This window comes from Ruegeria sp. AB10, from assembly GCF_056542745.1.
This window is the reverse complement of sequence record NZ_JBQGAI010000002.1, coordinates 259,642-285,929: the sequence shown is the minus strand read 5'-3', so window position 1 is coordinate 285,929 and position 26,288 is coordinate 259,642. Positions and strand designations below refer to the sequence as shown.

Sequence of the window (26,288 nt, the reverse complement as noted above, 5' to 3'; positions counted from 1 at the left end):
GTCGGCCTTCTACTTTCCCGGTAATTCGGGGACCCAACCGCCCGGACCGGGCAAAATCAAAGCCAGCCTGAGCGGGCAAGGGCTGAACCGGGCATTACGCCCTGAAAATGGAATGAGGAATAGACATGAGCGACGTCGCAGATCGCGTTAAAAAGATCGTTGTTGAGCACCTGGGTGTTGAAGAGGACAAAGTAGCCGAGAACGCTTCGTTCATCGACGATTTGGGTGCCGACAGCCTGGACACCGTTGAGCTGGTCATGGCCTTCGAAGAAGAGTTCGGCATCGAGATCCCGGATGACGCAGCTGAAACCATCCAGACCTTTGGCGACGCCGTCAAATTCATCTCCGAAGCGTCCTGATCGCTTCGAAATCTTATAAAAACGGCGCTTCCGGGCAACGGAGGCGCCGTTTTTTTATGCCTGTCCGGATTTCAGGCTTGTCAGAGTAAGGCTACGTTCGCAACGATCCCCCTGAGGCACAAAATATTTTATGCGGGCAGGGCATGATACGATCCACCCCGACGATAAACACATCGCGCCTGATGCTTTGCGGCATGAGGCCCGAGGATTTCAACCGGTTCGCCGAGATTTGGCGCAACCCATGTATCGTGCGCCATATTGGCGGCAAGCCGCGTTCGCGTGGTGAGGCATGGGATTCGTTTCTGCGCAATGCCGGGCATTGGCAGATGGCCGGGTTCGGGCAATGGGCCGTGTTGCAGCAATCGAATCGGCTGATGATCGGGCAGGCCGGTTTTTTCTATGGTAACCGGTCTTTGGGCGATGATTTCGACAGTTTTCCCGAAGCCGGATGGATTCTGGTGCCCGAGGCACAGGGTCAGGGGTTGGGGTTCGAGGCCGCCCAGGCCGCGCATGACTGGTTTGACCGCATCATGCCCGGACCATTGGTGGCAATGGTGAACTCAGCGAACCACGCCTCGCACAAGCTGGCAGAAAAGCTTGGCTACACGGTGATGCGTGAATGCAAATACAACGACACTCCGGTTGTGTTGCTGCGCCGGAACGGACCGCCCGCGCGCCTTTAGTCTCAACTTGGTTGTGATGCCGCAAAATGTCTCCAGTTTGCCGAAACTGGTAGCATTCGCGATTCTGCGGACGTGTATGGTACAGTGAATTGCAAAGCGATTGAGCGGAGGAGCGTGCTCATGAGGATTTACCCCACAATGGAACTGCAGAACGGCCGGTGTGTGACGCTGGAAAAGGGCCGTCTGGACGAAGCCATGATCTGGCACGTGGACCCTGTTGAAACAGCGCGTGGTTGGTCAGCCGCAGGTGCGGAATGGATGCAACTGACGGATTTCGACGCGATCGAAGGGCGGGACACCAACGCCGAGCTGGTCGAAGAGATCATTCGCTCGTCTGAAATGCCGGTGCAACTGGCTGGTGGTATGCGCACCCGCGAGCAGGTCGAGTATTGGATCGACAAGGGAGCTGGACGTATTGTCCTTGGTACGTTGGCCGCCTGGGATCCGATCCTGGTCAAGGAACTTGCCAAGCTTTATCCGGATCAGATCGTTCTGGCCGTGGATGTCTGGCAAGGTCAGGTGATGACCGAGGGCTGGCGCAGCCAGAGTGCTTTCACCCCGGAAGCCTATATCGAGGCGTTCGCCGATACCCCGTTTGCCGCCATTCTGGTAACGGATATCGACAGCGACATGGAGGACGTCGAGGCGCAACTGGGCCTGATCTCCGGTCTTGCTGAAAAATCCCGAACGCCGATCATCGCCAGCGGTGTGGTGCGCACGGCGGACGATATCTCGCGCTTGGCTTACATCTCGAATATCTCGGGCGCGATTGTTGGGCGGGCGCTGTTCCGCAAGTCGCTTGATCTGGCGGAGGCGCTGGAAGTGGCCAAAACCGCACATGAACCGGTTGCACAGTTCCAGTAACTGACGGACCATTCGGAAACCGCCTGTTGCCGATCGAGGCAGCGGGCGGTTTTTTCAATTCTGAGCCGTTCTTGTGGTGACAAGCTGAATTTCTTTCGATTTTGGCAGGATACCGCCGGAAGGGAATATGCCGTTGCTCTTGCCCCCGGCCCCCGGGCCGGGGTATGAGCGGTTCTCAAACAGGAAGCAGGCAAGAGGCATTTCATGCGCAGAGTCGTTGTAACCGGTCTGGGATTGGTCACTCCGTTGGCCAGCGGGGTCGAGGAAACCTGGTCGCGGCTGCTGGACGGAGAATCCGGTGCGGGCCCGATCACTCAGTTCGACGCCGAGGCAAGCGGGGTCACCACGACCTATGCCTGCGAAGTGCCGCGAGGAGACGGCACCAACGGGACCTTCAACCCCGACGATTGGATGCCGCCGAAAGAGCAGCGCAAGATCGAAGACTTTATCCTGTATTCCATCGCAGCGGCCGACATGGCCTGTGCGGATGCGGGCTGGACGCCCGAGGACGAAGAGGCGCGCCTGCGCACCGGCGTTCTGATCGGTTCCGGTATTGGTGGCCTCGGGTCGATTGCAGATACGGCCAACCTGATCCGCGACAAAGGTCCGCGCCGTGTGTCTCCCTTCTTTATTCCCGGCGCCCTGATCAACCTGGCTTCGGGGCAGGTCTCGATCCGTCACGGGTTCAAAGGTCCAAACCACTCGGTTGTAACGGCTTGTTCGACTGGTGCGCACGCAATTGGCGATGCCAGCCGAATTATTCGTGCTGGTGACGCTGACGTCATGGTTGCGGGTGGCGGTGAAGGCTGCATCTGCGAGATCGGCATTGCTGGCTTTAACGCCTGCAAGGCGCTATCGACCAAATACGCCGATGACCCCAAAAAGGCGAGCCGCCCCTATGACGTCGACCGTGACGGGTTCGTCATGGGCGAAGGCGCGGGCATTGTTGTTCTGGAAGAATACGAACACGCCAAGGCGCGCGGCGCGAAGATTTACGCCGAGGTTCTGGGCTATGGCATGTCCGGTGACGCCTATCACATCACCGCGCCGTCCGAGGATGGCGACGGGGCCGAGCGTTCGATGAAAGCCGCGTTGCGCAGCGCCGGGCTGGAGCCGAAGGATCTGGACTATATCAATGCCCACGGCACTTCGACCATGGCGGACACGATTGAGCTAGGCGCCGTAGAGCGTCTGCTGGGCGACCACGCCAGCAACGCGACCATGACCTCGACCAAATCGGCCACAGGTCACCTGCTGGGCGCAGCCGGCGCGATTGAGGCGATCTTCTCGATCCTCGCGATCCGCGATCAGGTTGCGCCGCCGACGATCAACCTGGACAACCCGGCGGTTGAAACCCCGATCGATCTGGCCCCGAATGCAAAACGTGAGCGAGAGATCAACGTGGCCCTGTCGAATTCGTTCGGCTTTGGCGGCACCAACGCGAGCGTGATCTTCGGAAAGGCCAGCTAAATGTGGCGGGCTTTGGCATCGAACGCGCTGACCATCCTGGTGGTCAGCCTGTTTCTGATCGGCGGTCTGATCCTGTGGGGGCAGTCGCAATACAAGGCCGAGGGCCCGCTGCAAACCGCCATGTGCCTGCAGGTCAAAAGCGGATCGAACATGACCCGCGTAAGCCAGCAGCTTGAAGATGATGGCGCGATCAGCAATGCCATGATCTTCCGGATGGGGGCGGATTACACCGACAAGGCCCAGCAATTGAAAGCCGGCAGCTTTCTGGTCCGCGAAGGCGCGTCGATGGAGCAGATCATCGATGAGATCACCAGCAGTGGCGCCAGCACTTGTGGGTCCGAGATTGAGTATCGCATTGGTGTGACACGGGTTCAGACCCGCGTGCGTGAGCTGAACCCGGCCACGCTGGACTTTGTCGAGATCGCCAGCTTTGAGGCCGGTGAAGAGGAAGCCCCTGCCGAGTATGCAGAGAAGCGTCAGGATTCCGACACTCGCTATCGTGTTTCGGTCGCCGAAGGTGTGACCTCGTGGCAAGTGGTTGAGGCGCTGAAGGGTATCGACGCGCTGACCGGTGAGGTGTCCGAGATCCCGGCCGAGGGGATGCTGGCCCCCGACAGCTATGAACTGGCCCCGGGCGATGACCGCGCTGCTGTGTTGCAGGATATGCAGGACAAGCAACAGTTGCGGATCAACGCGGTCTGGGAAAGTCGGCAGGACGACTTGCCGATCAGCAGCCCCGAAGAGATGCTGATCCTTGCCTCGATCATCGAGAAAGAGACCGGTGTCCCGCATGAGCGCGGGCAAGTGGCCAGTGTTTTTGTGAACCGGCTTGAGAAAGGCATGAAACTGCAGACGGACCCGACCGTGATCTATGGTGTAACCAAGGGTCAAGGCGTTCTGGGTCGCGGTCTGCGCCGGAGCGAGCTTCGTCGGGCAACGCCTTGGAATACATATGTAATCGATGGTTTGCCGCCGACGCCGATTGCAAATCCGGGACTTGCAAGCCTTGAGGCCGCCGTGGCGCCGGAAGAAACTGATTACGTCTTCTTTGTAGCGGATGGCACAGGCGGGCACGCCTTTGCGGAAACTCTGGATGAGCACAACCGCAACGTCGCCAAGTGGCGAGAGATCGAAGCCGAGAGAAACAACTCGAGCAACTAAGAAAAGGGCCGCGTCGGAAAACGCGGCCCTTTCTGTATTACGCGGCGGGGCGTCGGCGTGGACGGCGACGTTTGGACGGCGCTGGTTTTGACGCCTCATTTGCCCCGTGCGGTCTGCGACCCCTAAACCCGCCACGCTTGCGCGGTTTCTTGGGCTCAGCGAATTCGGGCATGGTGCCGCTGGCGACCGGGATTTCGATCTTCATCAGCTTCTGAATCTGGCGCAGCTGGTCCAGTTCGTCCGGTGCGCAGAATGCGATGCCTTCCCCCTCGCGTCCGGCGCGCGCGGTGCGGCCAATGCGGTGGACATAGTTGTCGGGCACTTCGGGCAGGTCATAGTTGATCACGTAGGCAACGCCCGGAATATCAATCCCACGCGCGGCGACATCCGTGGCGACCAGAACGTTGATTTCACCGGCGCGGAACGCCTTGATCGCGCGGTCGCGCTGACCCTGGCTTTTGTTCCCGTGGATCGAGGCGGCGTTGAAACCGTCCGCCACCAGACCTTTCATAAGTTTCTCTGCCCCGTGCTTGGTGCGGGCAAAGACCAGCGTCAAGGCGTCCATATCCGCTGAAAGAACCTCGCGCAGCTTCCGCGGTTTTTCAGCCCGATCTAGGAAATGGACAGACTGCGTGATCTTGTCCGCGGCCTTGCCCGGAGGTGACACCTGCACCCGCTGGGGGTTGGTCAGATAGGACTGGCTGAGTTCCTCCATCAGTTTCGGCATCGTCGCCGAAAACAGCATGGTCTGACGCGGCGTGCCCAAAGCGGGCTCGATTTTGCGCAAGGCGTGGATGAAACCCATGTCCAACATCTGGTCGGCCTCATCCAGCACCAGATGACGGACTGTGCTGAGGTCAACGGCGCCACGTTCCATCAGGTCGATCAGGCGGCCCGGGGTGGCGACCAGAATGTCGGTGCCGCGCGACAGGAACGAGATCTGCTTGCCGATGGATTGCCCGCCGACGACGGTGGCTACGCGCAGTTTCGTTTTTTGGGTCAGGTTGCGCAGGCTCTCGGCGATCTGGTTCACCAATTCGCGGGTCGGCGCCAGGATCAGGGCTTTGACCGTTTTGGGGGCCGGTTTGCTGGGTTGCGCCAGCAGGTGATCAATCAGCGGCAGGCCGAAGGCCAGCGTCTTGCCGGTGCCGGTCTGGGCCAGCCCGAGGATGTCGTGGCCCTGCAGGGCCAGCGGGATCGCCTGGTTCTGGATCGGCGTGGGTTGGGTAAAGTTGGCGCGTTGCAGCGCGTCATTCAGGGCTGGGGCAAGGCCCAGCATGTCGAAATCGAACAAGTATCATTCCTTTTTGATCCGGGACGGCTTTCCGCACCGGACACAAGCGTAAGGCCACGCAAGCAGCGCGACCGGCAGGGTTTATGCGAAGCCTCGGGACATACGGGCGAGTCCCATACGTCCGGCCGTCGCATCAAGAACCCTGCGTGAAGGGGAACTGAGAGATGTGTAGTGCGCTGTGGGGCCGTGTCGGCCAGATGCTCACGCGTCAGCGCTTGGTCTGCGGCACATGCGACTTATGTGCGGGTTTGTCAAGCTTTGATATGGGTCACTGATGGGGCGGGGGCAGGATAAGACCGCATCCCCGTCATTACCTGACCCCAGCGAGAACCGACCTCCGTGGTTTTGTTCCGACTGCAGAAAGCTCGTCTTTCGCCCGGTGTTTAAACTAGACTGAAGAGACACCGGCATCCTCATCCGCGTGAAGGTTTCATCGTCTCATTGGCGACCCGTTCCATCACATCAAAGGAATGCGTTGTGTAGGGAATGTCCTTCTGTCATCGCACCAGAGTAGCGGCCGGAAAGGCTGGCAATCCAACCGTAATGCGCGTGGTCTTTCAGGTATTCTTAACTCGGAGCGTACTCTGGGTGTTGCGCGCCTGTTGCGCAAATCATTGACTTTGCGTGCTTATTCTCGTATAAGTTGTGTCATGCTAGAAGAAGTGGGCAACGGCCCCGGGGGACACCCGGCGGCCGTTTTTCGTTTCTCTCGTGCGGAAAAACTCACGCATGAGGTCACAGGCAAACATGACTTTGATTACCCCGGAAGAGCGGATGTCCCAGACGGCGGAACTTTTGCAGTCGCTTGAGACGTCCATTCGCGGTTTGCGCCAAGCAGCGGAAGAACTGCACAGGCAAATCGGAACCGGGGAGGATGCAGACCTGGCTGGTACAGCCAAACAACTCGGGCAGTTAGAGGGGCTGATCCGAAGTTGTCAGAAAGTGGAGACAAGCTTTGTCGAACAACATCACAGACAAGCCGGAATTGCCCAAGGGGGGTATGCGCTCGACCTTGAGCGCGCTCGATTCGAAATCGGGTGCAGGTTGGCTCGCCTCCGCCGATGCTGCGGTTCGGGACCGATTTCTGAGTGAGATCGGGGAGGGGGGGCTATGTGCCCTCCCTTTCCTGTTCGAGTTCTGGGCGATGCCGCATCAATTGCCGCCCGAGGGTGACTGGCGGTCTTGGGTGATCATGGGTGGGCGCGGCGCAGGCAAGACACGCGCCGGGTCCGAATGGGTGCGATCGATGGTCGAGGGGTCCAAGCCGTTGGATAGGGGAGAGGCCAGCAGGGTGGCTTTGGTCGGTGAGACCTTCGATCAGGTGCGCGATGTGATGATCTTTGGCGACAGCGGGATTTTGCACTGTTCGCCCCCGGACCGGCGGCCGCAGTGGAAGGCATCGGAACGCAAGCTGATCTGGCCTAACGGGGCCGAGGCGCAGGCGTTCTCGGCGCATGACCCCGAGGGGTTGCGGGGGCCGCAATTCGATGCGGCATGGGTGGACGAACTGGCAAAGTGGAAAAAGGCTGAAGAGACCTGGGATATGCTGCAGTTTGCGTTGCGCCTGGGTGAAAGGCCTCGGGTCTGTGTGACGACCACGCCGCGCAATGTGAAGGTTTTGAAAGCGCTGCTGGCGTCTCCGTCCACCGTACAGACCCATGCGCCGACCGAGGCGAACCGGGCCAATCTGGCAGAGTCGTTTCTAAATGAGGTGCGCGCGCGCTATGCGGGCACGCGGCTGGGGCGGCAGGAATTGGACGGGGTGTTGCTGTCGGATGCTGAAGGCGCGTTGTGGACAGGCTCGATGCTGGACGCGGCGCGGGTCGAGGTTGTGCCGGAACTGGACCGTATCGTGGTGGCTTTGGACCCGGCGGTGACGGCTGGGTCCAGTGCGGATGCTTGCGGGATCGTGGTTGTCGGCGCGCAGCTACAGGGGCGGCCCGAGGACTGGCGCGCCTATGTGCTGGCCGACCGGACGGTGCAGGGCGCGGGTCCTGCGGGTTGGGCGCAGGCGGCGATTGACGCGATGGAGGAATTCGGAGCCGAGCGGCTGGTGGCCGAGGTCAATCAGGGCGGGCAACTGGTGGAAGAGGTCGTGCGGCAGGTGGACCCTCTGGTCCCGTTTCGCGCGGTGCGGGCGTCGCGCGGGAAGGTGGCGCGGGCCGAGCCTGTGGCGGCGTTGTACGAACAGGGGCGGGTGTCTCATACGGTCGGTCTGGACGCGCTTGAGGAGCAGATGTGCCAGATGACCGCGCGCGGGTTCGAGGGGCAGGGCTCACCCGACCGGGTCGATGCGCTGGTCTGGGCGCTGCATGAGTTGGTTGTTGGGCCTGCTGGGGCGTATCGGTGGCCTAGGGTGCGGAGTTTGTGAGTTTTGGGCATCCGGTAACAGCGCAAGCACCGTAGATGACTTGAGAGAATTATCATGTTGAAACAACGCCATACCTATGCAAATCACAATGCATGGAAAACAAAAGTTATCTTCGAGCTCAAAGAGGAAAGCCAAATAAGCGTCAGCGATGGAAAGCGGGCGCAATAGTCGAGATTCCTTTGGGAAACGAATGCTGGGCCTATGGACAATTGGGCGAAGAGTACTTTGTCGCCGTATTCGAAGGGTGCTTTTCTGCGCGGCCTTCAGTCGAAAAACTGATTCAATTACCAATCCTGTTCAAGAGCTTTATCTACCGGGATGTTGTCAGTCGCGGCTATTGGCCCAAAGTTGGCCAGGCCGAGCCTCGCAAGGACGTCCTGCAAGAAGACTACCGTTTCAAGCAAGACATGATAACTGGCGCGTTATCCCTTTATCATTCGGACTTTTCGCTGCATGGGTACGAAAAGCCAGCACTTCTCAGTGAGTGCTGCGGATTGGAACGTGTGGCGGTGTGGGAAGCAAGCCATGTTGAAGATAGGATCATTGCGACTCGTGATGGAAAGTTGTGCAAATGGGTAGAGAGCCTCGCAATTGACGTTTCAAAAGTTCCATCGTTTCAGAATGATCTCCACTGATTTTCAAGACAATACGTTCCCAACGGGCCATCATCATGATCTCAGATTTGCGAAAACTACAAAAAGCAGTCTGCGACGAATTTGATGTTGAACCCTGCGAGGTATTCCCCGGTGACAAAGTCGGAATATCACAATCAGCACTGGGTGGAGTGCTACCTCTCAATGGACTTAGACATCCATATACCTCCGGTACAACTGGTTGGTATCTGTGGGGAGGAAAAGAGCTTTCTGACGCAAAGGACTTTTTCGAACCAATTCATGTGGGTCACCTACAAGAGGTTTGTAAACTGAGCCTGAAGTATCTTCTTTTGCCTGCTGGATGGCGATTTTTGATCGATGGCTCGTATGAAGACATGTGGTTTGATGCGAGCCTGCTCAATGTGGACAGAGACTAGTTCAGAATACACCTAAACCCGTTGCCTACAGCATGGACTGGTCCGAACCTCAGGGAGAGGAACGCATGTGGGCCGCCGCCCGCCGGCATCTGATCGAAAAGAGATCCAACGATGTGGCTTCTGGCGATGTGCTGTTGTTCCGGATGCGCGATGGGAGTGTCGCCAAACATGTCGGCATCGTCAGCGCAACAGGGGCCGTACCGCGGTTCATTCACGCCTACTCTGGGCATGGCGTTGTCGAAAACACGCTGAGCGACCCCTGGCGCCGCCGGGTGGTCGCCTGTTTTGAATTCCCGCTGGAGGTTAAGTGAATGGCTACAATAGTTCTGTCTGCAGCAGGGGCCGCGATCGGCGGCGCGATTGGCGGTACTGTTGCGGGGCTGTCAACGGCTGTTATCGGCCGCGCAGTGGGCGCAACGCTGGGCCGGGTCATCGACCAAAGGCTGATGAGCCAATCGGTCATGGGGGGTGGCAGCGAAATTGTCGAAACCGGACGTCTGGACCGGTTTCGTTTGACGGAAACCGGAGAAGGTGCCCCCGTCGCCATGATTTTCGGGCGTATGCGGGTGGGCGGTCAGGTCATCTGGGCGTCGGATTTTCTGGAAACCAGAAGCACAAGCACAACCTCGCAATCCGGAGGCGGTGGCGGCAAAGGTTCCCCCAAAACGCCCGAGGTCACAACGACCACGCACAGCTACAGCTATTCGATTTCTTTGGCCATTGCGGTTGGCGCCGGCTGGATTTCGGATGTCGCGCGCATTTGGGCGGACGGTGAAGAACTGGAACGTGCAGGTCTAAACATGCGCATCTATCACGGGGGCAATCACCAATTGCCGGACCCTCTGATCGAGGCCATTGAGGGCGCGGGCAACGTTCCGGCCTATCGCGGCACGGCTTATGTGGTGATTGAGGACCTGCAACTGGCGTCCTTCGGCAACCGGGTGCCGCAATTTTCGTTCGAGGTTGTGCGGCAGGAACAACCGGGTTTGCCCGATACTCCGGACGCGCTGTCCAGAACGATCCGGGGCGTTGCGCTGATGCCGGGCACCGGCGAGTACGCTCTGGCCAGCGAACAGATCAACTATACTAAGGGCAGAGGACAGAGCTGGGCCGCGAATGTCAATTCTGCCTCGGGGGTGTCGGATCTGGTAACCGCCACCCGATCTCTGCAAACAGAGCTTGGGTCCTGCGACGCGGCCTCGTTGATCGTGTCCTGGTTCGGGGACGACCTGCGGTGCGGAACCTGTCAGTTGCAGCCGAAGGTTCTGCACAAGGACATCGAAGGTGAGAACATGCCCTGGCATGTGGCTGGTGTGTATCGCACCTCTGCCCAGCAGGTCCGGCACAAGGATGGTCTGCCGGTCTATGGCGCGACACCGGCCGATCAGTCGGTGGTCCAGGCGATCCGACACCTGAAGGCCTCGGGCAAACGCGTCATGTTCTATCCGTTCATTCTGATGGACCAGCTTGAGGGCAACGGTTTGCCCGACCCGTGGTCCGATGCCGGTGACCAGCCGCATCTGCCGTGGCGCGGCCGTATCACGTTGAGCGAGGCTCCAGGGCGTGCCGGGTCACCGGACCAGACAGCCGCCGCAGACGCGCAGGTCGCCGCGTTCTTCGGATCCGCGCAGGCCAGCGATTTTGCCGTCGGTGACGGAGTGGTTTCCTATACCGGCCCACAGGAATGGGGGCTGCGCCGGTTTATCCTGCACTATGCGGCCCTGTGCAAAGCCGCCGGAGGTGTGGCGTCCTTCTGTATCTCATCCGAGATGCGCGGCTCGACGCAAATCCGTGGCGCGTCCGGTTTTCCCGCTGTGGCGCATCTGCGGGCGCTTGCGGCAGAGGTGCGCGCGATTTTGGGGCCGGAAACCAAGATCGGCTATGCGGCGGATTGGAGCGAGTATTTTGGTTATCAGCCCGATGACGGATCGGGGGACCGCTATTTCCATCTCGATCCACTGTGGGCCGATGACAACATCGATTTTGTCGGTGTCGACAACTACATGCCGCTGTCCGACTGGCGAGACGGGGTGGAGCATCTGGATGCGCAGGCCGGGGCCGACGCGATCTATGACCTCGACTACCTGCGCGGCAACATCGAAGGCGGCGAGGGCTATGACTGGTACTACGCCTCACCGGAAGAGGCCGAAGCCCAGATCCGGGCTCCGATCACAGACGAGGATCACGATGAGCCGTGGGTCTGGCGATACAAGGACCTGCGCAACTGGTGGTCAAACCGGCACCACGAGCGCATCGGAGGTGTGCGGCAGACGAACCCGACGGATTGGGTGCCCGGGTCCAAGCCGATCTGGTTCACTGAGCTTGGCTGCGCCGCTATCGACAAAGGGTCCAATCAGCCGAACAAGTTTCTCGATCCCAAATCCTCGGAATCCAGCCTGCCGAAACACTCCAACGGTCTGCGTGACGATTTCATGCAGGTGCAGTATCTGAAGGCGATGTTGGGCTATTGGTCCGATCCGGCGATCAACCCGGTTTCGGATGAATATGGTGGGCCGATGGTAGACATGGCGAACGCTTATGTCTGGGCCTGGGACGCACGCCCCTTTCCCACCTTTCCCAACCTCCGCAGCCAGTGGAGCGATGGCGTCAAGTACCCGCGCGGTCATTGGCTGAACGGGCGATCGGGAACGCGTACTCTGGCCTCGGTTGTCATGGAAATCTGCCACGGAGCCGGGGTGATGCATATCGATGTATCGCGGCTGTATGGCGTGGTGCGGGGGTATGCGATTGAAGACGTATCCAGCGCGCGTGCGGCCTTGCAGCCGTTGATGTTGCGCTACGGCTTTGATGCGATTGAACGGGATGGCGTGTTGCTGTTTCGAATGCGCGATGGCCGCAGACCGGTTGAGCTGGACAGTGATTTGCTGGCCGACAGTGCGGACATTGAAGGACGTGTCGAATATCGCCGGGAGGCCGAGGCCGAATTGACGGGCCGCGTGCGGTTGCGGTTCGTGCAATCGGATGCCGACCATGACGTTGTGTCAGAAGAGGCTGTTCTGCCGGATACCCGCACGCATTCCGTGTCGGTGAACGAGATGCCTTTGTCGATGACACGCGCGGAAGGCCGCCAAACGGCCGAGCGCTGGCTGAGCGAAGCGCGGGTTTCGCGTGAAACGGCCCGGTTTGCGTTGCCGCCGTCGATGCTGCATCTGGGTGCGGGTGACGTCGTCACTCTGACCAAAGATGGGCAGGGTGCGCGGTATCGCATCGACCGTCTGGAACAGGCCGATCTGCAATTGGCTGACGCAGTGCGGATCGAGCCCGGCCTCTATGCGCCGTCCGATCTGCCCGATGACGAGGTGACCGCAAAGCCCTTTATCGCACCTGTTCCTGTCCTGCCCGTATTCATGGATTTGCCGCTGATTACCGGGTCAGAAGCACCGCACGCCCCGTATCTTGCCGCTTCGGCAAGCCCCTGGCCCGGTAGCGTTGCTGTCTACTCGGCGGCCAGCGACGAGGATTATTCGCTGCAAGAGCTCATCTCGGGGCAGGCGGTCATCGGGTACACCGAAACGCCGCTCAGGCAGGCGGGTGCGGGTATCTGGGACGAAGGTGCACCACTGCGGGTCAATCTGGTCGACGGGGTGCTGGAATCGCGCCCGCGTGAGGCTCTGTTAAACGGCGCCAATCTGGCAGCAATCGGCGATGGGACACCCGGCAACTGGGAGGTTTTCCAGTTCGCAAATGCCACTCTGCAGGAGGCTGGTACGTATACCTTGTCCGGGCGTTTGCGCGGCCAGTTGGGGACAGATGCGACGATGCCCGATATCTGGCCCGAAGGGTCGATGTTCGTTTTGCTGGATCAGCGGGTTTATCAGACAAGCCTACTGCGGTCCGAGCGGCGGGTGACCAAACACTATCGCATCGGCCCGGCGACGCGAGGATATGACGACCCGTCCTTCACTCACCTTGTCGAAACCTTTGATGGCAACGGATTGCGTCCCTATGCGCCGGTGCATCTCAGGGCGGTTTCCTCGGCCACAGGCGACCAGCTGTCCTGGATACGCCGCACTCGGTTGGATGGGGACGATTGGGCCGGTCTGGACGTGCCGTTGGCGGAAGAGAGCGAATCTTACCTTGTTCAAATTCGCGTCAACGGCGCGCCTGTACGCGAACAGGTCGTGAGCGCGCCGAACTGGTTCTATTCGGCCGCGGCACAAACGGCGGATGGGCTCAGCGGGGCCTATGAGGTTCGGGTGGCGCAGGTCTCGGCCAGCTACGGTCCGGGCCTGCCGACCAGCCTGGCAGTCGGGTAAACCGCGACATGCGCCCTGTTTTACACGGAGATGTCAGCGCTGCGGCGCGTGCCCTGCTGGCCGCGCCGCCGGTGGAGCGCAATCGCCTCTGCTCCCGCATGATCCACGAAGCGGAACTGGCCGACAAACATGTCGGCCAGACCGGGCGGATTCATCCAATGTTCGGAAATGGCTCGTTGATGGCAGCGGCGCGCAGCAGGCGGCTGGCGGATGAACCGGGTTTTGACGACCCGCAGTATTGTCAATGTTTTGAGACGGTTCTGCGCCATCTGGTCCGGTTTCAAATCAACCGGACGCACAGCTGACGCATTTGGTGGCGGCGAGGTCCAGGTTCAGTCGGCCTTTGGGGATCTCGTCGCCGCAATCCTCGCAATACCCGAATTCCCCTTCCTGAATGCGGGCCAGCGCGGCCTGCAAGCGTCGCGTCTCGATATCCCGATTGGCTTGCTGCGCTTTGGCCATGGCCTGATTCTGCAACGCGTCCATCCTGCTGAGACGGCCAACGGCCTGTTGGTCCAATTCGACAATGGCCTGCGCATCTTTTTCCGAGGCCGAATGATCCGCAATCTCGATCAATCGGGCCTGAATCCTTGCGGCAAAGCCTGCCAATTCGGTTTCATTCATTTTCGTTACCCTGCAAATCACGGGTTTGCGTTTGGTGTTTTTACAACTAAATGGCATTCTAGGCGCAGCAAAGGATCAAAAACCATGTTGGAAAAGCGCAGTCTCGTAAGACCGGTTGATCCGGTCTGGACCCGTATCACCACCGAAGCTCAGGCGGCCGTCGAGAGCGAGCCACTTATGGGTGGTCTGGTGCACGCCTGTATCCTGCACCACCGCAGCCTTGAACGGGCTTTGTCATACCGGGTGTCGGCCAAGCTGTGTTCGAACGAGATGTCGATGATGGTGCTGCGTGAAATCGTGGACGAGGCTTATGCGGATGACCCGTCGCTGATCGAGGCCGCGCGTGCGGACCTGATGGCCGTGTATGAACGCGACCCGGCGTGCCACCGCCTGTTGCAGCCGATCCTGTACTTCAAAGGCTATCAGGCGATGCAGGCCTATCGTGTGGCGCATTGGCTTTGGAACAAAGGCCGTCATGATCTGGCGTATTTCTTCCAGATGCGCTCGTCCGAGATTTTCGGGATCGACATTCATCCTGCCGCGAAGATCGGCAAGGGCATCATGATCGACCATGCCCATTCCATTGTGATCGGTGAAACGGCGGTTGTTGGCGACAATGTGTCGATGCTGCATTCTGTGACTCTAGGCGGAACCGGCAAGGAAGAGGAGCAGCGCCATCCCACGATCGGTGATGGCGTTCTGATCGGCGCCGGGGCCAAGGTTCTGGGTAATATCGAGGTGGGCCATTGCAGCCGCATCGCCGCAGGTTCAGTGGTGTTGCAAGAGGTTCCGGCCTGCACCACAGTCGCGGGCATCCCTGCCAAGATCGTGGGTGAAGCGGGCTGTGACCAACCTTCGGTTTCGATGGACCACATGCTGGGCAAGGACCAGTAAGAATCTAAAGCGTTTTGCGATTCAAATAAACGCAAAGCGATCTAGTTCGAGCGGTTGTTGCGCCGCTCCTGCCGCTCGCGCCTGCGTTCCTCGCGCCTTTGTTTCCGCAGTTCAATGCGCCGTTCGCGTTCGGCTTTCTGCTGCGCGATGACAGCGGGGTCGGTTGACTTGAATTTGGAATTTTCGCCGGGATAGCTGTTGGGTTTTGCGATGGCGGCGGCAGGTGCTGTGGTGGCCGTCAGCGCGACCAGAAGCAGGGTCTTGGTCAGATCAGAAAAGCACATGGTCCACCTTTAAGTTGCAAAGCCGTCTGCATCAAAGGTGGGGGACTGCGGTTGCTTGGGCAACCAGCCGGGCGATCACGCTTGCTCACATCGTGGCGGTGATCGTAAGAGCACCCGCCGAGGCCTGACCCCGGCGGATGATGTTTGATCAGGCCAGCATGACCATCGGGTTTTCCAGATTGTCGACGATGGCTTGCAGCAGCTCTGCGCCTAGCGCACCGTCAATCACCCGGTGATCGACCGACATTGTGACCGACATGACGGTAGCTACGGCAAGCTCGCCGTCAGCGCCGACAACCGGTTTCTTGACGCCGGAGCCCACAGCCAGAATACCGGCATGGGGCGGGTTCACGATGGCGTCGAAATTGTCGATGCCGAACATGCCGAGGTTCGAGATCGCAAATGTGCCGCCCTGATACTCATGCGGCGCCAGCTTGCGTTCACGGGCGCGACCGGCAAGGTCCTTCATCTCGGTCGACAGTGCGGACAGCGACTTGGTGTCGGCATCTTGAAGGACCGGCGTGAACAGGCCGCCTTCGATGGCGACGGCGACCGCCACATCCGAAGGTTTCAGTTGCAGAACGCGATCACCAGCCCAGACCGCATTGCAGGCGGGAACCTGCTGCAGCGCGTTGGCAACAGCCTTGATGATGAAATCATTAACGCTGAGCTTCACGCCACGGCCTTCCAACTGCTTGTTCAGTTGGCCGCGGAACTTCAGCAGAGCGTCCAGCTTGATATCGCGGCGCAGGTAGAAATGCGGGATGGTTTGCTTGGCTTCGGACAGGCGCGCGGCAATGGTTTTGCGCATCCCGTCGAGCTTGACTTCTTCGTAGTCGCGACCCTCGTACATTTTGGCCACGGCATCCGCCGACGGGCCTGCCGGTGCTGCGGCCGCCTGGGCGGCTGCGGCAGGTGCAGCGGCAGGGGCCGGAGCGGTTGCCGTGGCGCCTTCGACATCAGCCTTGACGATCCGGCCATGCGGGCCGGTGCCTGCGATCTGTGTCAGGTCCAGACCTTTTTGCGCAGCAATGCGTCGGGCCAGCGGGGAGGCGAAGATACGACCGCCATCGGCCTTGGCCGGTGCTGCCGGTGCAGGGGCGGGCGCCTCGGACGCCGCTGGCGCGGCAGCCTCGTTGCCCGCGGCGGCTGCGGGGGCAGCCGCGGGGGCAGCGGCAGGTGTGCTGCCAATGTCATCAGCGCTTTCGCCATCTTCCAGCAGGACCGCAATCGCGGTGTTGACCTTGACCCCTTCGGAGCCTTCGGGGATCAGAATCTTGCCGATGGTGCCTTCGTCGACGGCCTCGAACTCCATCGTCGCCTTGTCGGTTTCGATCTCGGCCAGCAGGTCGCCGGACGAGACAGTGTCGCCTTCTTTGACCAGCCATTTGGCAAGGGTGCCTTCCTCCATCGTAGGGGAAAGGGCGGGCATCAGAATTTCGGTGGGCATCTGTTTGTCGCTCCTTACCGGTAGGTCACTTGTTTGACGGCGGCGATCACCTCATCGGTGGTGATCAGGGCCAGCTTTTCGAGGTTCGCGGCGTAGGGCATCGGGACGTCCTTGCCGGTCAGCGTAATGACGGGTGCGTCGAGGTAATCGAACGCCTCCTGCATCACCACCGAGCTGATGTAGCTGCCGACCGAGCCTTGCGGCCAGCCCTCTTCGACGGTCACCAGACGGTTGGTCTTCATCACCGAGTTGATGATCGCGCCGGTGTCCATCGGACGGATGGTGCGCAGGTCGATGACCTCGGCGCTGATACCGTCTTCGGCCAGCTTGTCGGCGGCCTCCAGAGCGTATTGCATGCCGATGCCAAAGCTGACGATGGTCACGTCCGAGCCTTCGCGCCAGATGCGCGCCTTGCCCAGCGGGACGGTCAGGTCATCCACCTGCGGCACATCGAAGGAGCGACCGTAAAGGATTTCGTTCTCCAGGAACACGACCGGGTTGGGATCGCGGATTGCCGATTTCAGCAGGCCCTTGGCGTCGGCCGCCGAATAGGGCATCACAACCTTCAGGCCGGGAACCTGCATGTACCATGCGGCGTAGTCCTGAGAGTGCTGCGCAGCCACGCGGGCGGCGGCACCGTTGGGGCCACGGAACACGATCGGGCAGCCCATCTGGCCGCCGGACATATAGAGTGTCTTGGCAGCCGAGTTGATGATCTGGTCAATTGCCTGCATGGCGAAGTTGAAGGTCATGAACTCGACAATCGGTTTCAGACCGCCAAAGGCAGAACCAACCGCGATACCGGCGAAGCCGTGCTCGGTGATCGGGGTGTCGATCACACGTTTGGCACCGAATTCGTCGAGCAGACCTTGGGAAATTTTATACGCGCCCTGATATTCCGCGACTTCTTCGCCCATCAGGTAAACGTCTTCGTCGCCGCGCATTTCCTCGGCCATCGCATCGCGCAGGGCTTCGCGGACAGTCTGCTGCGCCATCTCGGCGTCGGCAGGCCAGTCGGGCGACAGGTCCACGACCGGAGCGGCAGGTGCGGCGGCAGGAGCGGGCGCCTCAACCGCCGCAGGGGCGGCTTCGGTCTCCGCTGCGGCAGCAGGTGCTGCCGCGGGCAGGGCCGAGGCGTCTTCGCCTTCTTCCACCAGAACGGCGATGGGGGTGTTGACCTTGACGCCTTCGGTGCCCTCGGCGATCAGGATCTTGCCGACGATGCCTTCGTCAACGGCTTCGAATTCCATCGTCGCCTTGTCGGTTTCGATCTCGGCCATGATATCGCCCGAGGATACGGTGTCGCCTTCCTTGACCAGCCATTTGGCCAGCGTGCCCTCTTCCATCGTGGGCGAAAGGGCGGGCATGAGAATTTCGGTTGCCATGTCTTAATCGTCCTCTCAGGCGTAGATATCTGTCCAGAGCTCGTCCAGCGACGGCTCGGGGCTTTCTTTCGAGAATTCGGCGGCCTGGTTCACGATCTCTTTGATCTCTTTGTCGATCGCCTTCAGGTCATCCTCGGATGCATGTTTGCCGGTCAGCAGCAGCTCGCGCACGTGTTCGATCGGGTCGCTTTGTTCGCGGACCTTCTGAACCTCTTCGCGGGTGCGGTACTTGGCCGGGTCCGACATCGAGTGGCCGCGATAGCGGTAGGTCTTGACCTCGAGGATGTAGGGACCCTTGCCTGCGCGGCAGTGTGCAACGGCTTTCTCACCAGCGGCTTTAACCGCCAGCACGTCCATGCCGTTGACGATCTCGCCGGGGATGCCGAACGCCTCACCACGGTGGTAGATATCCTTGGTCGAGGTCGAACGCGCCTGGGCCGTGCCCATGGCGTACTGGTTGTTCTCGATCACAAAGATCACCGGAAGGTCCCAGATCGCTGCCATGTTGAAGGTCTCGTAGACCTGGCCCTGGTTCGCTGCGCCATCACCGAAATAGGTGAAGGTCACGCCGCCGTTTTCCTTGTACTTGTCGGCAAAGGCCAGACCTGCACCCAGCGGGACCTGCGCGCCAACGATACCGTGCCCGCCGTAGAAATGCTTCTCTTTCGAGAACATGTGCATCGAGCCGCCCTTGCCCTTGGACAATCCGCCCTCGCGTCCGGTCAGCTCGGCCATCACGCCGCCCGGGTCCATGCCGCAGGCCAGCATGTGGCCGTGGTCGCGGTACGAGGTGATGCGCTTGTCGCCTTCCTTGGCTGCGGCCTCGAGGCCCACAACAACGGCTTCTTGCCCGATGTAAAGGTGGCAGAAGCCACCGATCAGACCCATGCCATAAAGTTGGCCCGCTTTTTCTTCGAATCGGCGGATCAAAAGCATTTCGCGGTAGTAGGTTTTGAGCTCTTCCGCAGAAACGTTTGGTTTCTTTGTGGTTTTTCGCGCAGCCATCGTGGCGATCTCCCCCTTTCGGACAGATAGTTTAGCGTTAAACTATCTCATAAAGCATTTCCTGCTTTCTGGCGAGGGGAAATGTGACGCAGCGTCCGTTCCTGCGGAAACAGGCCGTTTTTTGTTGAATAAGATACTGGCGTGCAGAGAGTTTTCGTTGAAAACTCTGGCCCGGATCAGCGGATGACGATCTCGTCCGAGCGGATCATGCCCAGAACCGAGCGTGCCTGCTGATCCAACAGGTCGAGGTCCAGATACGTATCCGACAAGCGGCGGGTCAGGTTTTCCATCTCGGTGATCTCAGCCTCGAGCTTGGCGAGGTCGCGTGACAGGGCGTCCCGTTCCGCCGCAATCTCGACCCGTCGGAACAGGCCGTAGTCGCCCTGCACGGCGGCAAAGGTGAAGTACACACCCAGCATAAACGCCACCATGAAGAAAACGACTGCGCCCAAACCGGGCCGATGAGAACGGGACACTCTGTTTACCGCCGTATGAATTGCCTCAATAACGTGCCCTTTGCGAGCATCTGTCCGCACTATGTCACAGGTGATTCGGGTTGTGAATCCCCTGATTCGCAATTTTCCAAATTTGTTGGCGGCGCATTGTCAGCGCCATGCGTTCAGCGCGTGATTGCGGATCAGGGTCTGCTCTTCCATACAGGCCCAGTAGAACATCGGCGCTGCACTGCCGTCGCTTTTCAGTTCAGGCTCACAGGTTGCGTCGCGGGTTTTCAGCCAGGCGCGCTGTTCGGTCAGCAGGGTTTGTCCATTTCCACGCGCATCCGCCAGAGGTTTGACCTCTTTCCAGATTCGGTTGAGCTCGCGGTCGGCGATTTCCCATTTTTCCTTGGCGCAGAAATTCGCATCCAGCTGAGTCTGACCACCGCAGGTGGATTGGGCAATAGCGGGCAGGGGAAACAGGGCAATGATCAGGCAGGCAAAAACTCTCATGGCAAAATCTCCACTGAATGTGAGGATTTTACCATGACTCTGAATACACGGCCAATTTGCGCGGTTCAGCCTTCCAGCGCGGCAACACCGGGCAGGGTTTTGCCTTCCATCCACTCCAGAAACGCGCCACCGGCGGTCGAGATATAGGAAAAGTCCTTTGCCGCCCCCGAGGCGTTCAACGCGGCGACCGTATCGCCGCCACCCGCGACCGACACCAACTTGCCCGAGCGGGTCAGCGCGGCGGCTTTCAATGCGGCGGCATTGGTGGCGGCGTCGAAGGGCTCGATCTCGAACGCGCCCAGCGGACCATTCCAAATCAGGGTCTGGCTTTTGGAGAATACTTCGGTGATGGCGGCAACGCTTTCGGGGCCGGCGTCCAGGATCATGCCGTCCTCGGTGCATTGGTCGGTGGGCAGTACCTGATGCGGGGCGCCCGCTTCGAACTTGTCCGCGACGACGATGTCGGTGGGCAGGACGATGGTGCAACCCGTGCTTTCCGCCTTGGCCAAAATTTCGGCCGCGGTGTCTTTCATCGCGGATTCGGCCAGCGATTTGCCGACGTTCAGGCCCTGAGCGACAAGGAACGTGTTCGCCATGCCGCCGCCGATCACCAGATAGTCCACCTTGGTGATCAGATTGCCCAGCAGCTCCAGCTTGGTCGAAACCTTCGCACCGCCGACCACGGCGGTCACCGGACGTTTGGGCGCACCCAGAGCGCCTTCCAGCGCCTCAAGCTCCGCCTGCATCAGGCGGCCAGCGCATGAGGGCAGCAGGCGGGCGATGGCTTCGGTCGAGCTGTGGGCGCGGTGGGCGGCCGAGAACGCATCGTTGCAATAGATCTCGCCCAGCTTGGCCATGCCTGCGGCCAGATCAGCATCGTTCTTGGTTTCAGCCGCGTGGAAGCGGGTGTTTTCCAGCAGCAGCACCTGGTCGGGTTGCAAGGCCTCGGCCGCCAGTTCGGCCTCGGTGCCGACGCAATCGGCGGCGAACAGAACCGTAGAGCCAAAAGCGTCTTCCAGCGTGGGGACGAGCTGCTTCAGCGACAGGTTTTCGCGCCGTTCACCACCCGGACGTCCAAAATGCGCCAGCAGGATGGGTTTGCCGTCGGCGGCCAGAATATCGCGAACCGTGGGCACGATGCGCTGAATGCGGGTGGCGTCGGTCACGACCCCGTCCACAACCGGCACGTTGATGTCGACGCGCACCAGCACGCGTTTGCCGTTCAGGTCCATGTCGTCGAGAGTTTTCCAGCCCATCGTGCAATCCTCGGAAATGTGAAACAGATTTAGGCGGTTCTTTTCCTGCATTTTGCCCTCAGGTCAATGCGTCACTTGGCATTCGCGCGCCCGCATCATAGGTATTTGCGCAAGTTAAACGACAGGAGGGCCTCATGGCCGAGATCAAGGATCCCGAAAACACCATCATCATCGAACTGAAGGGCGGCAATGTCGTCATCGAATTGCTGCCGGACGTGGCCCCTCTGCACTCGGCCCGGATGAAAGATCTGGCGCGCGGTGGTGAGTACGACAACGTGGCCTTCCATCGTGTGATCGACGGTTTCATGGCGCAGACCGGCGACGTGCAGCACGGCGATATGGAAGACGGGTTCAACCTGCGTATGGCGGGCACCGGCGGCTCGTCGCTGCCGAACGTTCCGGCCGAGTTTTCCAAGCTGCCGCATGACCGGGGTACGCTGGGCGCGGCACGCTCACAGAACCCGGATTCGGCCAACTCGCAGTTCTTCATCAATTTCAAGGACAACCACTTCCTGAACGGTCAGTACACCGTTTATGGCCGCGTTATTGACGGGATGGAGCATGTGGATGCCATCGTACGGGGTGAGCCGCCTGCGAACCCGGATCGTATGATCAGCGTCAAGGTGGCTGCCGATGTATAAGCTGGCCGCTGCCTTTGCCCTTCTGGCCAGCCCTGCGCTCGCCACCGGGCTTCAGATCGAGATCGAGGGCGAGGGCGCCAACGGCACTGTCACCGTCGACCTGTTCGAAGATATCGCCCCCAAACATGTTGAACAGATCAGTGCTCTGGCCGCTGAGGGCAAATATGATGGCGTGGTGTTTCACCGCGTGATCGACGGGTTCATGGCGCAGACCGGCGACGTTGAATTCGGTCGTATCGGCGGTGACATGCGCCGTGCCGGTACCGGTGGGTCTGATCGTCCTAACCTGCCTGCCGAGTTCTCGGATTACAATTATGACCGTGGTGTCGTGGGTATGGCGCGGGCACAGGATCCCGACAGCGCGAACTCGCAGTTCTTCATCATGTTCGAGCCGGGTCCGTTCCTGAACGGCCAGTACACGGTTGTTGGTCAAGTGACCGAGGGCATGGATGTGGTCGATGCGATCAAGCGCGGTGACGGCCCGAACGGCGCCGTCATCGGTCAGCCGGACGTGATGAAAAAAGTCACGGTCACCGAATAAAGTAGAAAGCCCCGACGCATTCCGCTTCGGGGCCTTTTTTGTATCAGTCGTCGCCCATCGCCTGCCAGATCAGCGCCCCGATGGCGGCACCGATCAGCGGCGCGACCCAGAACAGCCAAAGCTGACCAAGGGCCGGAGCATCCGCAAACAAGGCCACTCCGGTGGACCTCGCGGGGTTTACCGACGTGTTCGTCACCGGGATTGAGATCAGGTGGATCAGTGTCAGACACAGGCCAATGGCGATCGGGGCGAACCCGTCAGGCGCAAAGTTGGAAGTCGCGCCAAGAATGACGATGATGAAGAACGCGGTCATCACGATCTCGATTACCAGCGCGGACATCATCGAGTAGCCCTCGGGCGATGCCTCGCCATACCCGTTCGAGGCGAACCCGCCGACCCCCTCGAACCCCGGAGCACCGCTGACGATCAGATACAGGACAGCTGCGGCGGCAATTGCGCCGATGACCTGCGCGATCCAATAGGGGATCAGATCCTTGGCTGGAAACCGGCCGCCCATCATCAGGCCAAGGCTGACCGCCGGGTTGAAATGCCCACCCGAGATGTGACCGACCGCATAGGCCATGGTCAGAACCGTCAGGCCGAAGGCAAAGGAAACGCCCAGCCAGCCGATGCCGACATCTGCGACACCTGCCGCCAATACGGCGCTGCCGCAGCCGCCCAGAACCAGCCAGAACGTGCCGAAAAACTCGGCCATGAGTTTTGATGACATGAAAATCCCTCCTGAAAACACTGATTTAAGGTTAATTCAATAATCGCATTTTGTGAAATACCGAGAAACGGGGAAATTCCAGACAAGCCGTTCAGAAATGATCCGACGTGTTTGAATGGGCAGTTATGCCCAACTGACCGGGTCCAGACGGAACAGCTTCGACAGCTGTTCATATACCTCGGGCACGGAGGCTTTCAATTGTCGCGGCCGTTCGAAGAAAACCTCGACCGAGACGGCAAAGAACTCTTCGTGGCCAGTCGCGCCATAGGGATCGATGACAGTGTGTTGGCCGTGTTCCACCGCACGTACATGGGCGTCATAGGCGGTCAGAAAGACGCGTTCCCACTCGGCAAAGCTCTGCCCGTCATTCAGGATTGGAACGCCGTTGGTGCCGCCTGACAGGTCATCAATCTGATGCGCGAACTCGTGTAATACGACGTTTTGCCCGTCATGATCATTTGCCGCGCCTTTCTGGCTGTGTGACCATGAAAGGATCACCGGCCCGCGATCCCAGCTTTCGCCGGTACGCACGATTTCCTTTTCGCTGACCACATAGCCGTCCTGCCGACGCTGGCGCGATTTGAAAGCACTAGGGTAGATCAGGATCGTTGTCAGGTGGTCGTACCAGAGGTCGCTGTTCACCAGCAGCAGACTGGCTTGCGCGGCGATGGCCAGTTCCATCTCTTCGGTGACCTCCAGCCCGTCGCAGCCGTGGAACTGCACCTGATCCAGAAAAAGGTTCACCTTGCCATCCAGCTTGGCGCGCAGGTCAGGGGGCAGGCGGCGGATCAGCGGTACCTGCTGTTCGATCACGCGGCGTTGGTGGTCGGTCAGAGGGGTGGCCAGCAATTCTTGCCGCGCCTGTGACCTGGACCAGTGGCGATACAGGAAATAACCCGCGATCAGCAGCAGGAGTGAGAAAAAGATCAACATGTCAGAACCCTATACCGACCGGTCCCATCGGCAAGGTCAAAAGAAAAACGCCGCAGGGTGACCGGCGGCGTTTGATCATTCGGATATCGGGTCAGCGTTACTGCTTGACCTCGGCCGCCGGGTTGGCACCCGCCTTGGCGCTGCGGCCCGGGTTCAGCGGATCGTCCTGACGCTGCACCGAACCTTCGAAATGCGCGCCGCTTTCGATGGCGATGGTTTTGTGGATGATGTCGCCTTCGACACGTGCGGTCGAGGTCAGGCGGACTTTCAGACCACGCACACGGCCCACGATGCGGCCGTTGATCACGACGTCATCGGCGGTGACTTCACCCTTGATGGTGGCGGTTTCGCCGATGGTCAGCAGATGCGCGCGGATGTCGCCTTCGACGGTGCCTTCGACCTGAATGTCGCCGGTGGTCTTCAGGTTACCCGTGATGTGCAGGTCCGAGGACAGAACCGATGCCGGAGGCTTGGGCTTGGGCGCGGTGCTGGCCTTGGTTTCCGCCGGTGCAGGGGGCGCCGGTGTGGCCGGAGCGGCAGGTTTCGCCGCCTCGGGTGCATTGGATCCGGGCTCGTTGATTTTGCTCTTAGAAAACATTTCTCGCAGCCTTGATGTAAGTCATTGGGTTAACAGGTTTTCCGTTTACGCGCACCTCATAGTGCAGATGCGTGCCGGTAGACCGTCCGGTGCTACCCATATCAGCAATATGATCCCCGCGCGAGACCCTTTGACCAACCTTGACGCGGATCTTGGTGTTATGGGCGTAAAGTGTCTCAATTCCGAAGGCGTGGCGGATTTTGACCAGCCGCCCGAAACCGGATTGCCAGCCAGCATGTGTTACCACGCCGTCTGCGGTGGCGTAGATGTCCGTGCCCTGTGGGCCGGCAAAGTCGACGCCATTATGCATACGCCGTCCGCCGGTTTTCGGGTCGCGGCGGGTGCCGAAACCACTTGTAAACCGCACCACGGTCTTCACCGGATTGGCGAACGGCGCTTTCTCGGCGGCAAGGCGGTACAGGTTCAACTGATCCATCTGCTGCAGCAGAACATTTGCGCGAATCTCGTCGGGGGTCAGGTCCTCGCCGCGCGTGCTGAATGAGATGGGGGTCAGGGGTCCGCCCATACCGCTGTAACCGCGGCGGACCTCTTCGATAATACGGTCGGTGGGCATACCGGCCTGGCGGAACATCTTGTCCAGTGGCTCGACCGAGATCACCATCGCCTCTTCCAGCTGGCGGAAGATCTCGTCGCTGCGTTCCTGCATCAGCTGGATTTCCAGCTCAAGTTCGTCGCGCTGGTCCAGGGCATCCTTGGCATCGGCCGCGATCTGGTCGCGCTCTTGCGCGGTGCGGGCCAGTGCCTCGGTCATAAAGTTCATCTGTTCGGGGGTGGCCAGAGCGGTGACGTACATTTCGCCGTCATCGGCCTCGACCTGTACGCTGGCCAGTTCGGTGCGGGCCTCTTCGCGCTGTTTCATGGTCGCGCGCAGGGTGGTCTGGATGACCTCGATCCCGGTCTCAAGCTCGCGGCGGCGATTTTCCGAGGCCAGCAGTTCCGACTGCATCGCCGAAATCTGTTTCAGCGCAGCGTTGAACCGGTCTTGCGCGGCCAGTGCCTCTTGTGCGCGGGCGTCGCGTTCAGTGGACAGGATGTTCAGACGTTCCTGATAGGTCGCCTGATCCCGTTTGGCCTGTTCGCGGAAGTTGCCCGACCCGATGCTGTCCATCAGCAGGATCGCCGTGGCGACCGCTGTCCAGCCAACGATCACCGCAACACCGGCGACGGCAGCGACCTGCGTTTCCGAACTGAGCCGGATGAACCGCGTGTCGTTATCGGATTTCAGAAAGACCCGGCGTTCCGGGAAATACCGCTCGAACAGTGAGTGTAGTTTGATTGCCAGACGTGTTCGCACGCGTCTTCACCTCTCATCCCCAAGATCGGGACCGGTTGTGAGTGATGTCCGTCCCTTGGGCGAACTGCATAGAGGGCACTTGTGCCTTGGGCAAGTTTGTTAACCAGTTCACACAAGAAAGCCGGTATTTCCCGCCAATTCTCGGCGGGAAATTGCCGATAACGTCAAGTTGA

The 26,288-nt window shown here is 60.1% G+C and carries 26 protein-coding genes and 1 pseudogene; 14 read left to right on the top strand and 13 right to left on the bottom strand.

The genetic code is table 11. The annotated features are described in order from the left end of the window. Positions 1-125 precede the first annotated feature (125 nt). The 5 genes from ACR0NT_RS06380 to mltG all read left to right on the top strand — a co-directional run bounded on the left by ACR0NT_RS06380 (position 126) and on the right by mltG (position 4,537). Positions 126-359 (top strand): acyl carrier protein, encoded by a 234-nt coding sequence (locus tag ACR0NT_RS06380; protein WP_008756330.1) that lies wholly within the window; start codon positions 126-128, stop codon positions 357-359. Positions 360-502: 143 nt separating this feature from the next. Continuing rightward, the gene (locus ACR0NT_RS06375) at positions 503-1,042 is read left to right on the top strand and encodes a GNAT family N-acetyltransferase (protein ID WP_170443356.1); all 540 of its coding nucleotides are present in this window, start codon (positions 503-505) and stop codon (positions 1,040-1,042) included. A 120-nt stretch (positions 1,043-1,162) separates the two neighbouring features. Further along, positions 1,163-1,906: a 1-(5-phosphoribosyl)-5-[(5-phosphoribosylamino)methylideneamino] imidazole-4-carboxamide isomerase gene (locus ACR0NT_RS06370; RefSeq protein ID WP_170443358.1), complete on the top strand. Its 744-nt coding sequence runs from the start codon at positions 1,163-1,165 to the stop codon at positions 1,904-1,906. A 204-nt stretch (positions 1,907-2,110) separates the two neighbouring features. Next, positions 2,111-3,376, top strand: coding sequence for a beta-ketoacyl-ACP synthase II (gene fabF, locus ACR0NT_RS06365; RefSeq protein ID WP_170671927.1), 1,266 nt, complete (start codon positions 2,111-2,113; stop codon positions 3,374-3,376). After that, entirely contained in the window at positions 3,377-4,537 is a 1,161-nt protein-coding gene (mltG, locus tag ACR0NT_RS06360; RefSeq protein ID WP_170671925.1) for an endolytic transglycosylase MltG, read from the top strand. It abuts the gene before it with no gap. 37 nt (positions 4,538-4,574) lie between these two features. Here mltG and ACR0NT_RS06355 read toward each other — a convergent pair whose 3' ends face one another. Further along, positions 4,575-5,831, bottom strand: a complete 1,257-nt coding sequence (locus ACR0NT_RS06355) for a DEAD/DEAH box helicase (protein WP_170671923.1) — start codon at positions 5,829-5,831, stop codon at positions 4,575-4,577. A gap of 1,000 nt (positions 5,832-6,831) precedes the next feature. Here ACR0NT_RS06355 and ACR0NT_RS06350 point away from each other — a divergent pair. From ACR0NT_RS06350 to ACR0NT_RS06325, 6 genes and pseudogenes are all read left to right on the top strand, one after another. Beyond that, entirely contained in the window at positions 6,832-8,202 is a 1,371-nt protein-coding gene (locus tag ACR0NT_RS06350) for a DNA-packaging protein (RefSeq protein WP_480442831.1), read from the top strand. A 92-nt stretch (positions 8,203-8,294) separates the two neighbouring features. Next, the gene (locus ACR0NT_RS06345; RefSeq protein ID WP_170443366.1) at positions 8,295-8,837 is read left to right on the top strand and encodes an Imm26 family immunity protein; all 543 of its coding nucleotides are present in this window, start codon (positions 8,295-8,297) and stop codon (positions 8,835-8,837) included. Between the two features lie 35 nt (positions 8,838-8,872). After that, a complete protein-coding gene (locus tag ACR0NT_RS06340; protein WP_170443368.1) occupies positions 8,873-9,232 on the top strand; it encodes an immunity protein Imm33 domain-containing protein in 360 nt (119 codons plus the stop codon). 23 nt (positions 9,233-9,255) lie between these two features. Beyond that, positions 9,256-9,543 (top strand): annotated as a pseudogene (locus tag ACR0NT_RS06335) (C40 family peptidase); the annotation flags it as partial. Further along, the gene (locus ACR0NT_RS06330; RefSeq protein ID WP_170671921.1) at positions 9,544-13,509 is read left to right on the top strand and encodes a baseplate multidomain protein megatron; all 3,966 of its coding nucleotides are present in this window, start codon (positions 9,544-9,546) and stop codon (positions 13,507-13,509) included. Positions 13,510-13,517: 8 nt separating this feature from the next. Next, the gene (locus ACR0NT_RS06325; RefSeq protein WP_480442754.1) at positions 13,518-13,814 is read left to right on the top strand and encodes a DUF7742 family protein; all 297 of its coding nucleotides are present in this window, start codon (positions 13,518-13,520) and stop codon (positions 13,812-13,814) included. Here the strand turns inward: ACR0NT_RS06325 and ACR0NT_RS06320 are convergent. Next, complete coding sequence (locus ACR0NT_RS06320) at positions 13,795-14,133, bottom strand: TraR/DksA C4-type zinc finger protein (RefSeq protein ID WP_170443377.1); 339 nt, start codon at positions 14,131-14,133, stop codon at positions 13,795-13,797. The genes ACR0NT_RS06325 and ACR0NT_RS06320 overlap by 20 nt on opposite strands. Before the next feature lie 84 nt (positions 14,134-14,217). Between ACR0NT_RS06320 and cysE the strand changes: the two genes are divergently transcribed. Further along, positions 14,218-15,027, top strand: a complete 810-nt coding sequence (gene cysE / locus ACR0NT_RS06315; protein WP_170443379.1) for a serine O-acetyltransferase — start codon at positions 14,218-14,220, stop codon at positions 15,025-15,027. Between the two features lie 41 nt (positions 15,028-15,068). On the opposite strand, the gene ACR0NT_RS06310 is transcribed toward cysE, so the two are convergent. The 7 genes from ACR0NT_RS06310 to ACR0NT_RS06280 all read right to left on the bottom strand — a co-directional run bounded on the left by ACR0NT_RS06310 (position 15,069) and on the right by ACR0NT_RS06280 (position 21,357). Then, a complete protein-coding gene (locus tag ACR0NT_RS06310) occupies positions 15,069-15,311 on the bottom strand; it encodes a hypothetical protein (RefSeq protein ID WP_170443381.1) in 243 nt (80 codons plus the stop codon). Positions 15,312-15,459: 148 nt separating this feature from the next. Beyond that, the gene (locus ACR0NT_RS06305) at positions 15,460-16,761 is read right to left on the bottom strand and encodes a pyruvate dehydrogenase complex dihydrolipoamide acetyltransferase (RefSeq protein WP_170671917.1); all 1,302 of its coding nucleotides are present in this window, start codon (positions 16,759-16,761) and stop codon (positions 15,460-15,462) included. Between the two features lie 14 nt (positions 16,762-16,775). Beyond that, complete coding sequence (locus ACR0NT_RS06300) at positions 16,776-18,146, bottom strand: pyruvate dehydrogenase complex E1 component subunit beta (protein WP_170443385.1); 1,371 nt, start codon at positions 18,144-18,146, stop codon at positions 16,776-16,778. A gap of 15 nt (positions 18,147-18,161) precedes the next feature. Further along, a complete protein-coding gene (gene pdhA / locus ACR0NT_RS06295; RefSeq protein WP_170443387.1) occupies positions 18,162-19,151 on the bottom strand; it encodes a pyruvate dehydrogenase (acetyl-transferring) E1 component subunit alpha in 990 nt (329 codons plus the stop codon). Between the two features lie 176 nt (positions 19,152-19,327). Then, a complete protein-coding gene (locus ACR0NT_RS06290; RefSeq protein WP_170443389.1) occupies positions 19,328-19,627 on the bottom strand; it encodes an FtsB family cell division protein in 300 nt (99 codons plus the stop codon). Between the two features lie 129 nt (positions 19,628-19,756). Then, positions 19,757-20,101: a lysozyme inhibitor LprI family protein gene (locus tag ACR0NT_RS06285; RefSeq protein ID WP_170671915.1), complete on the bottom strand. Its 345-nt coding sequence runs from the start codon at positions 20,099-20,101 to the stop codon at positions 19,757-19,759. A 65-nt stretch (positions 20,102-20,166) separates the two neighbouring features. After that, positions 20,167-21,357 (bottom strand): phosphoglycerate kinase, encoded by a 1,191-nt coding sequence (locus ACR0NT_RS06280; RefSeq protein ID WP_170671913.1) that lies wholly within the window; start codon positions 21,355-21,357, stop codon positions 20,167-20,169. Between the two features lie 134 nt (positions 21,358-21,491). On the opposite strand from ACR0NT_RS06280, the gene ACR0NT_RS06275 reads away from it, so the two are divergent. Both ACR0NT_RS06275 and ACR0NT_RS06270 read left to right on the top strand, forming a co-directional pair. Beyond that, entirely contained in the window at positions 21,492-21,998 is a 507-nt protein-coding gene (locus ACR0NT_RS06275; protein WP_170443396.1) for a peptidylprolyl isomerase, read from the top strand. Further along, positions 21,991-22,539 (top strand): peptidylprolyl isomerase, encoded by a 549-nt coding sequence (locus tag ACR0NT_RS06270; protein WP_170443397.1) that lies wholly within the window; start codon positions 21,991-21,993, stop codon positions 22,537-22,539. Before ACR0NT_RS06275 ends, ACR0NT_RS06270 begins: the two co-directional genes overlap by 8 nt. 43 nt (positions 22,540-22,582) lie before the next feature. On the opposite strand, the gene aqpZ is transcribed toward ACR0NT_RS06270, so the two are convergent. The 4 genes from aqpZ to ACR0NT_RS06250 form a co-directional block, all read right to left on the bottom strand. Further along, entirely contained in the window at positions 22,583-23,269 is a 687-nt protein-coding gene (aqpZ, locus tag ACR0NT_RS06265; RefSeq protein ID WP_170443399.1) for an aquaporin Z, read from the bottom strand. Positions 23,270-23,392: 123 nt separating this feature from the next. Beyond that, on the bottom strand, positions 23,393-24,202 hold the full coding sequence (locus ACR0NT_RS06260) for a M90 family metallopeptidase (RefSeq protein WP_170443401.1): 810 nt from the start codon (positions 24,200-24,202) through the stop codon (positions 23,393-23,395). Between the two features lie 97 nt (positions 24,203-24,299). Then, positions 24,300-24,800, bottom strand: a complete 501-nt coding sequence (locus ACR0NT_RS06255) for a polymer-forming cytoskeletal protein (RefSeq protein ID WP_170443403.1) — start codon at positions 24,798-24,800, stop codon at positions 24,300-24,302. Beyond that, a complete protein-coding gene (locus ACR0NT_RS06250; protein WP_170443405.1) occupies positions 24,790-26,115 on the bottom strand; it encodes a DUF5930 domain-containing protein in 1,326 nt (441 codons plus the stop codon). The genes ACR0NT_RS06255 and ACR0NT_RS06250 overlap by 11 nt, the downstream gene beginning before the upstream one ends. Positions 26,116-26,288 lie beyond the last annotated feature (173 nt).

Excerpts from the sequence above, each read along its gene's own strand:
- ACR0NT_RS06330 (WP_170671921.1), top strand. The coding sequence starts at position 9,544 with ATGGCTACAATAGTTCTGTCTGCAGCAGGGGCCGCGATCGGCGGCGCG.
- ACR0NT_RS06285 (WP_170671915.1), bottom strand. The coding sequence starts at position 20,101 with ATGAGAGTTTTTGCCTGCCTGATCATTGCCCTGTTTCCCCTGCCCGCT.
- fabF (WP_170671927.1), top strand. The coding sequence starts at position 2,111 with ATGCGCAGAGTCGTTGTAACCGGTCTGGGATTGGTCACTCCGTTGGCC.
- ACR0NT_RS06255 (WP_170443403.1), bottom strand. The coding sequence starts at position 24,800 with ATGTTTTCTAAGAGCAAAATCAACGAGCCCGGATCCAATGCACCCGAG.
- ACR0NT_RS06325 (WP_480442754.1), top strand. The coding sequence starts at position 13,518 with ATGCGCCCTGTTTTACACGGAGATGTCAGCGCTGCGGCGCGTGCCCTG.
- ACR0NT_RS06320 (WP_170443377.1), bottom strand. The coding sequence starts at position 14,133 with ATGAATGAAACCGAATTGGCAGGCTTTGCCGCAAGGATTCAGGCCCGA.
- ACR0NT_RS06370 (WP_170443358.1), top strand. The coding sequence starts at position 1,163 with ATGAGGATTTACCCCACAATGGAACTGCAGAACGGCCGGTGTGTGACG.
- ACR0NT_RS06305 (WP_170671917.1), bottom strand. The coding sequence starts at position 16,761 with ATGCCCACCGAAATTCTGATGCCCGCCCTTTCCCCTACGATGGAGGAA.
- ACR0NT_RS06345 (WP_170443366.1), top strand. The coding sequence starts at position 8,295 with ATGGAAAACAAAAGTTATCTTCGAGCTCAAAGAGGAAAGCCAAATAAG.
- pdhA (WP_170443387.1), bottom strand. The coding sequence starts at position 19,151 with ATGGCTGCGCGAAAAACCACAAAGAAACCAAACGTTTCTGCGGAAGAG.
- ACR0NT_RS06270 (WP_170443397.1), top strand. The coding sequence starts at position 21,991 with ATGTATAAGCTGGCCGCTGCCTTTGCCCTTCTGGCCAGCCCTGCGCTC.
- ACR0NT_RS06340 (WP_170443368.1), top strand. The coding sequence starts at position 8,873 with ATGATCTCAGATTTGCGAAAACTACAAAAAGCAGTCTGCGACGAATTT.
- ACR0NT_RS06260 (WP_170443401.1), bottom strand. The coding sequence starts at position 24,202 with ATGTTGATCTTTTTCTCACTCCTGCTGCTGATCGCGGGTTATTTCCTG.
- ACR0NT_RS06275 (WP_170443396.1), top strand. The coding sequence starts at position 21,492 with ATGGCCGAGATCAAGGATCCCGAAAACACCATCATCATCGAACTGAAG.
- ACR0NT_RS06380 (WP_008756330.1), top strand. The coding sequence starts at position 126 with ATGAGCGACGTCGCAGATCGCGTTAAAAAGATCGTTGTTGAGCACCTG.
- cysE (WP_170443379.1), top strand. The coding sequence starts at position 14,218 with ATGTTGGAAAAGCGCAGTCTCGTAAGACCGGTTGATCCGGTCTGGACC.
- ACR0NT_RS06375 (WP_170443356.1), top strand. The coding sequence starts at position 503 with ATGATACGATCCACCCCGACGATAAACACATCGCGCCTGATGCTTTGC.
- ACR0NT_RS06310 (WP_170443381.1), bottom strand. The coding sequence starts at position 15,311 with ATGTGCTTTTCTGATCTGACCAAGACCCTGCTTCTGGTCGCGCTGACG.
- aqpZ (WP_170443399.1), bottom strand. The coding sequence starts at position 23,269 with ATGTCATCAAAACTCATGGCCGAGTTTTTCGGCACGTTCTGGCTGGTT.
- ACR0NT_RS06300 (WP_170443385.1), bottom strand. The coding sequence starts at position 18,146 with ATGGCAACCGAAATTCTCATGCCCGCCCTTTCGCCCACGATGGAAGAG.
- ACR0NT_RS06280 (WP_170671913.1), bottom strand. The coding sequence starts at position 21,357 with ATGGGCTGGAAAACTCTCGACGACATGGACCTGAACGGCAAACGCGTG.
- mltG (WP_170671925.1), top strand. The coding sequence starts at position 3,377 with ATGTGGCGGGCTTTGGCATCGAACGCGCTGACCATCCTGGTGGTCAGC.
- ACR0NT_RS06350 (WP_480442831.1), top strand. The coding sequence starts at position 6,832 with ATGCGCTCGACCTTGAGCGCGCTCGATTCGAAATCGGGTGCAGGTTGG.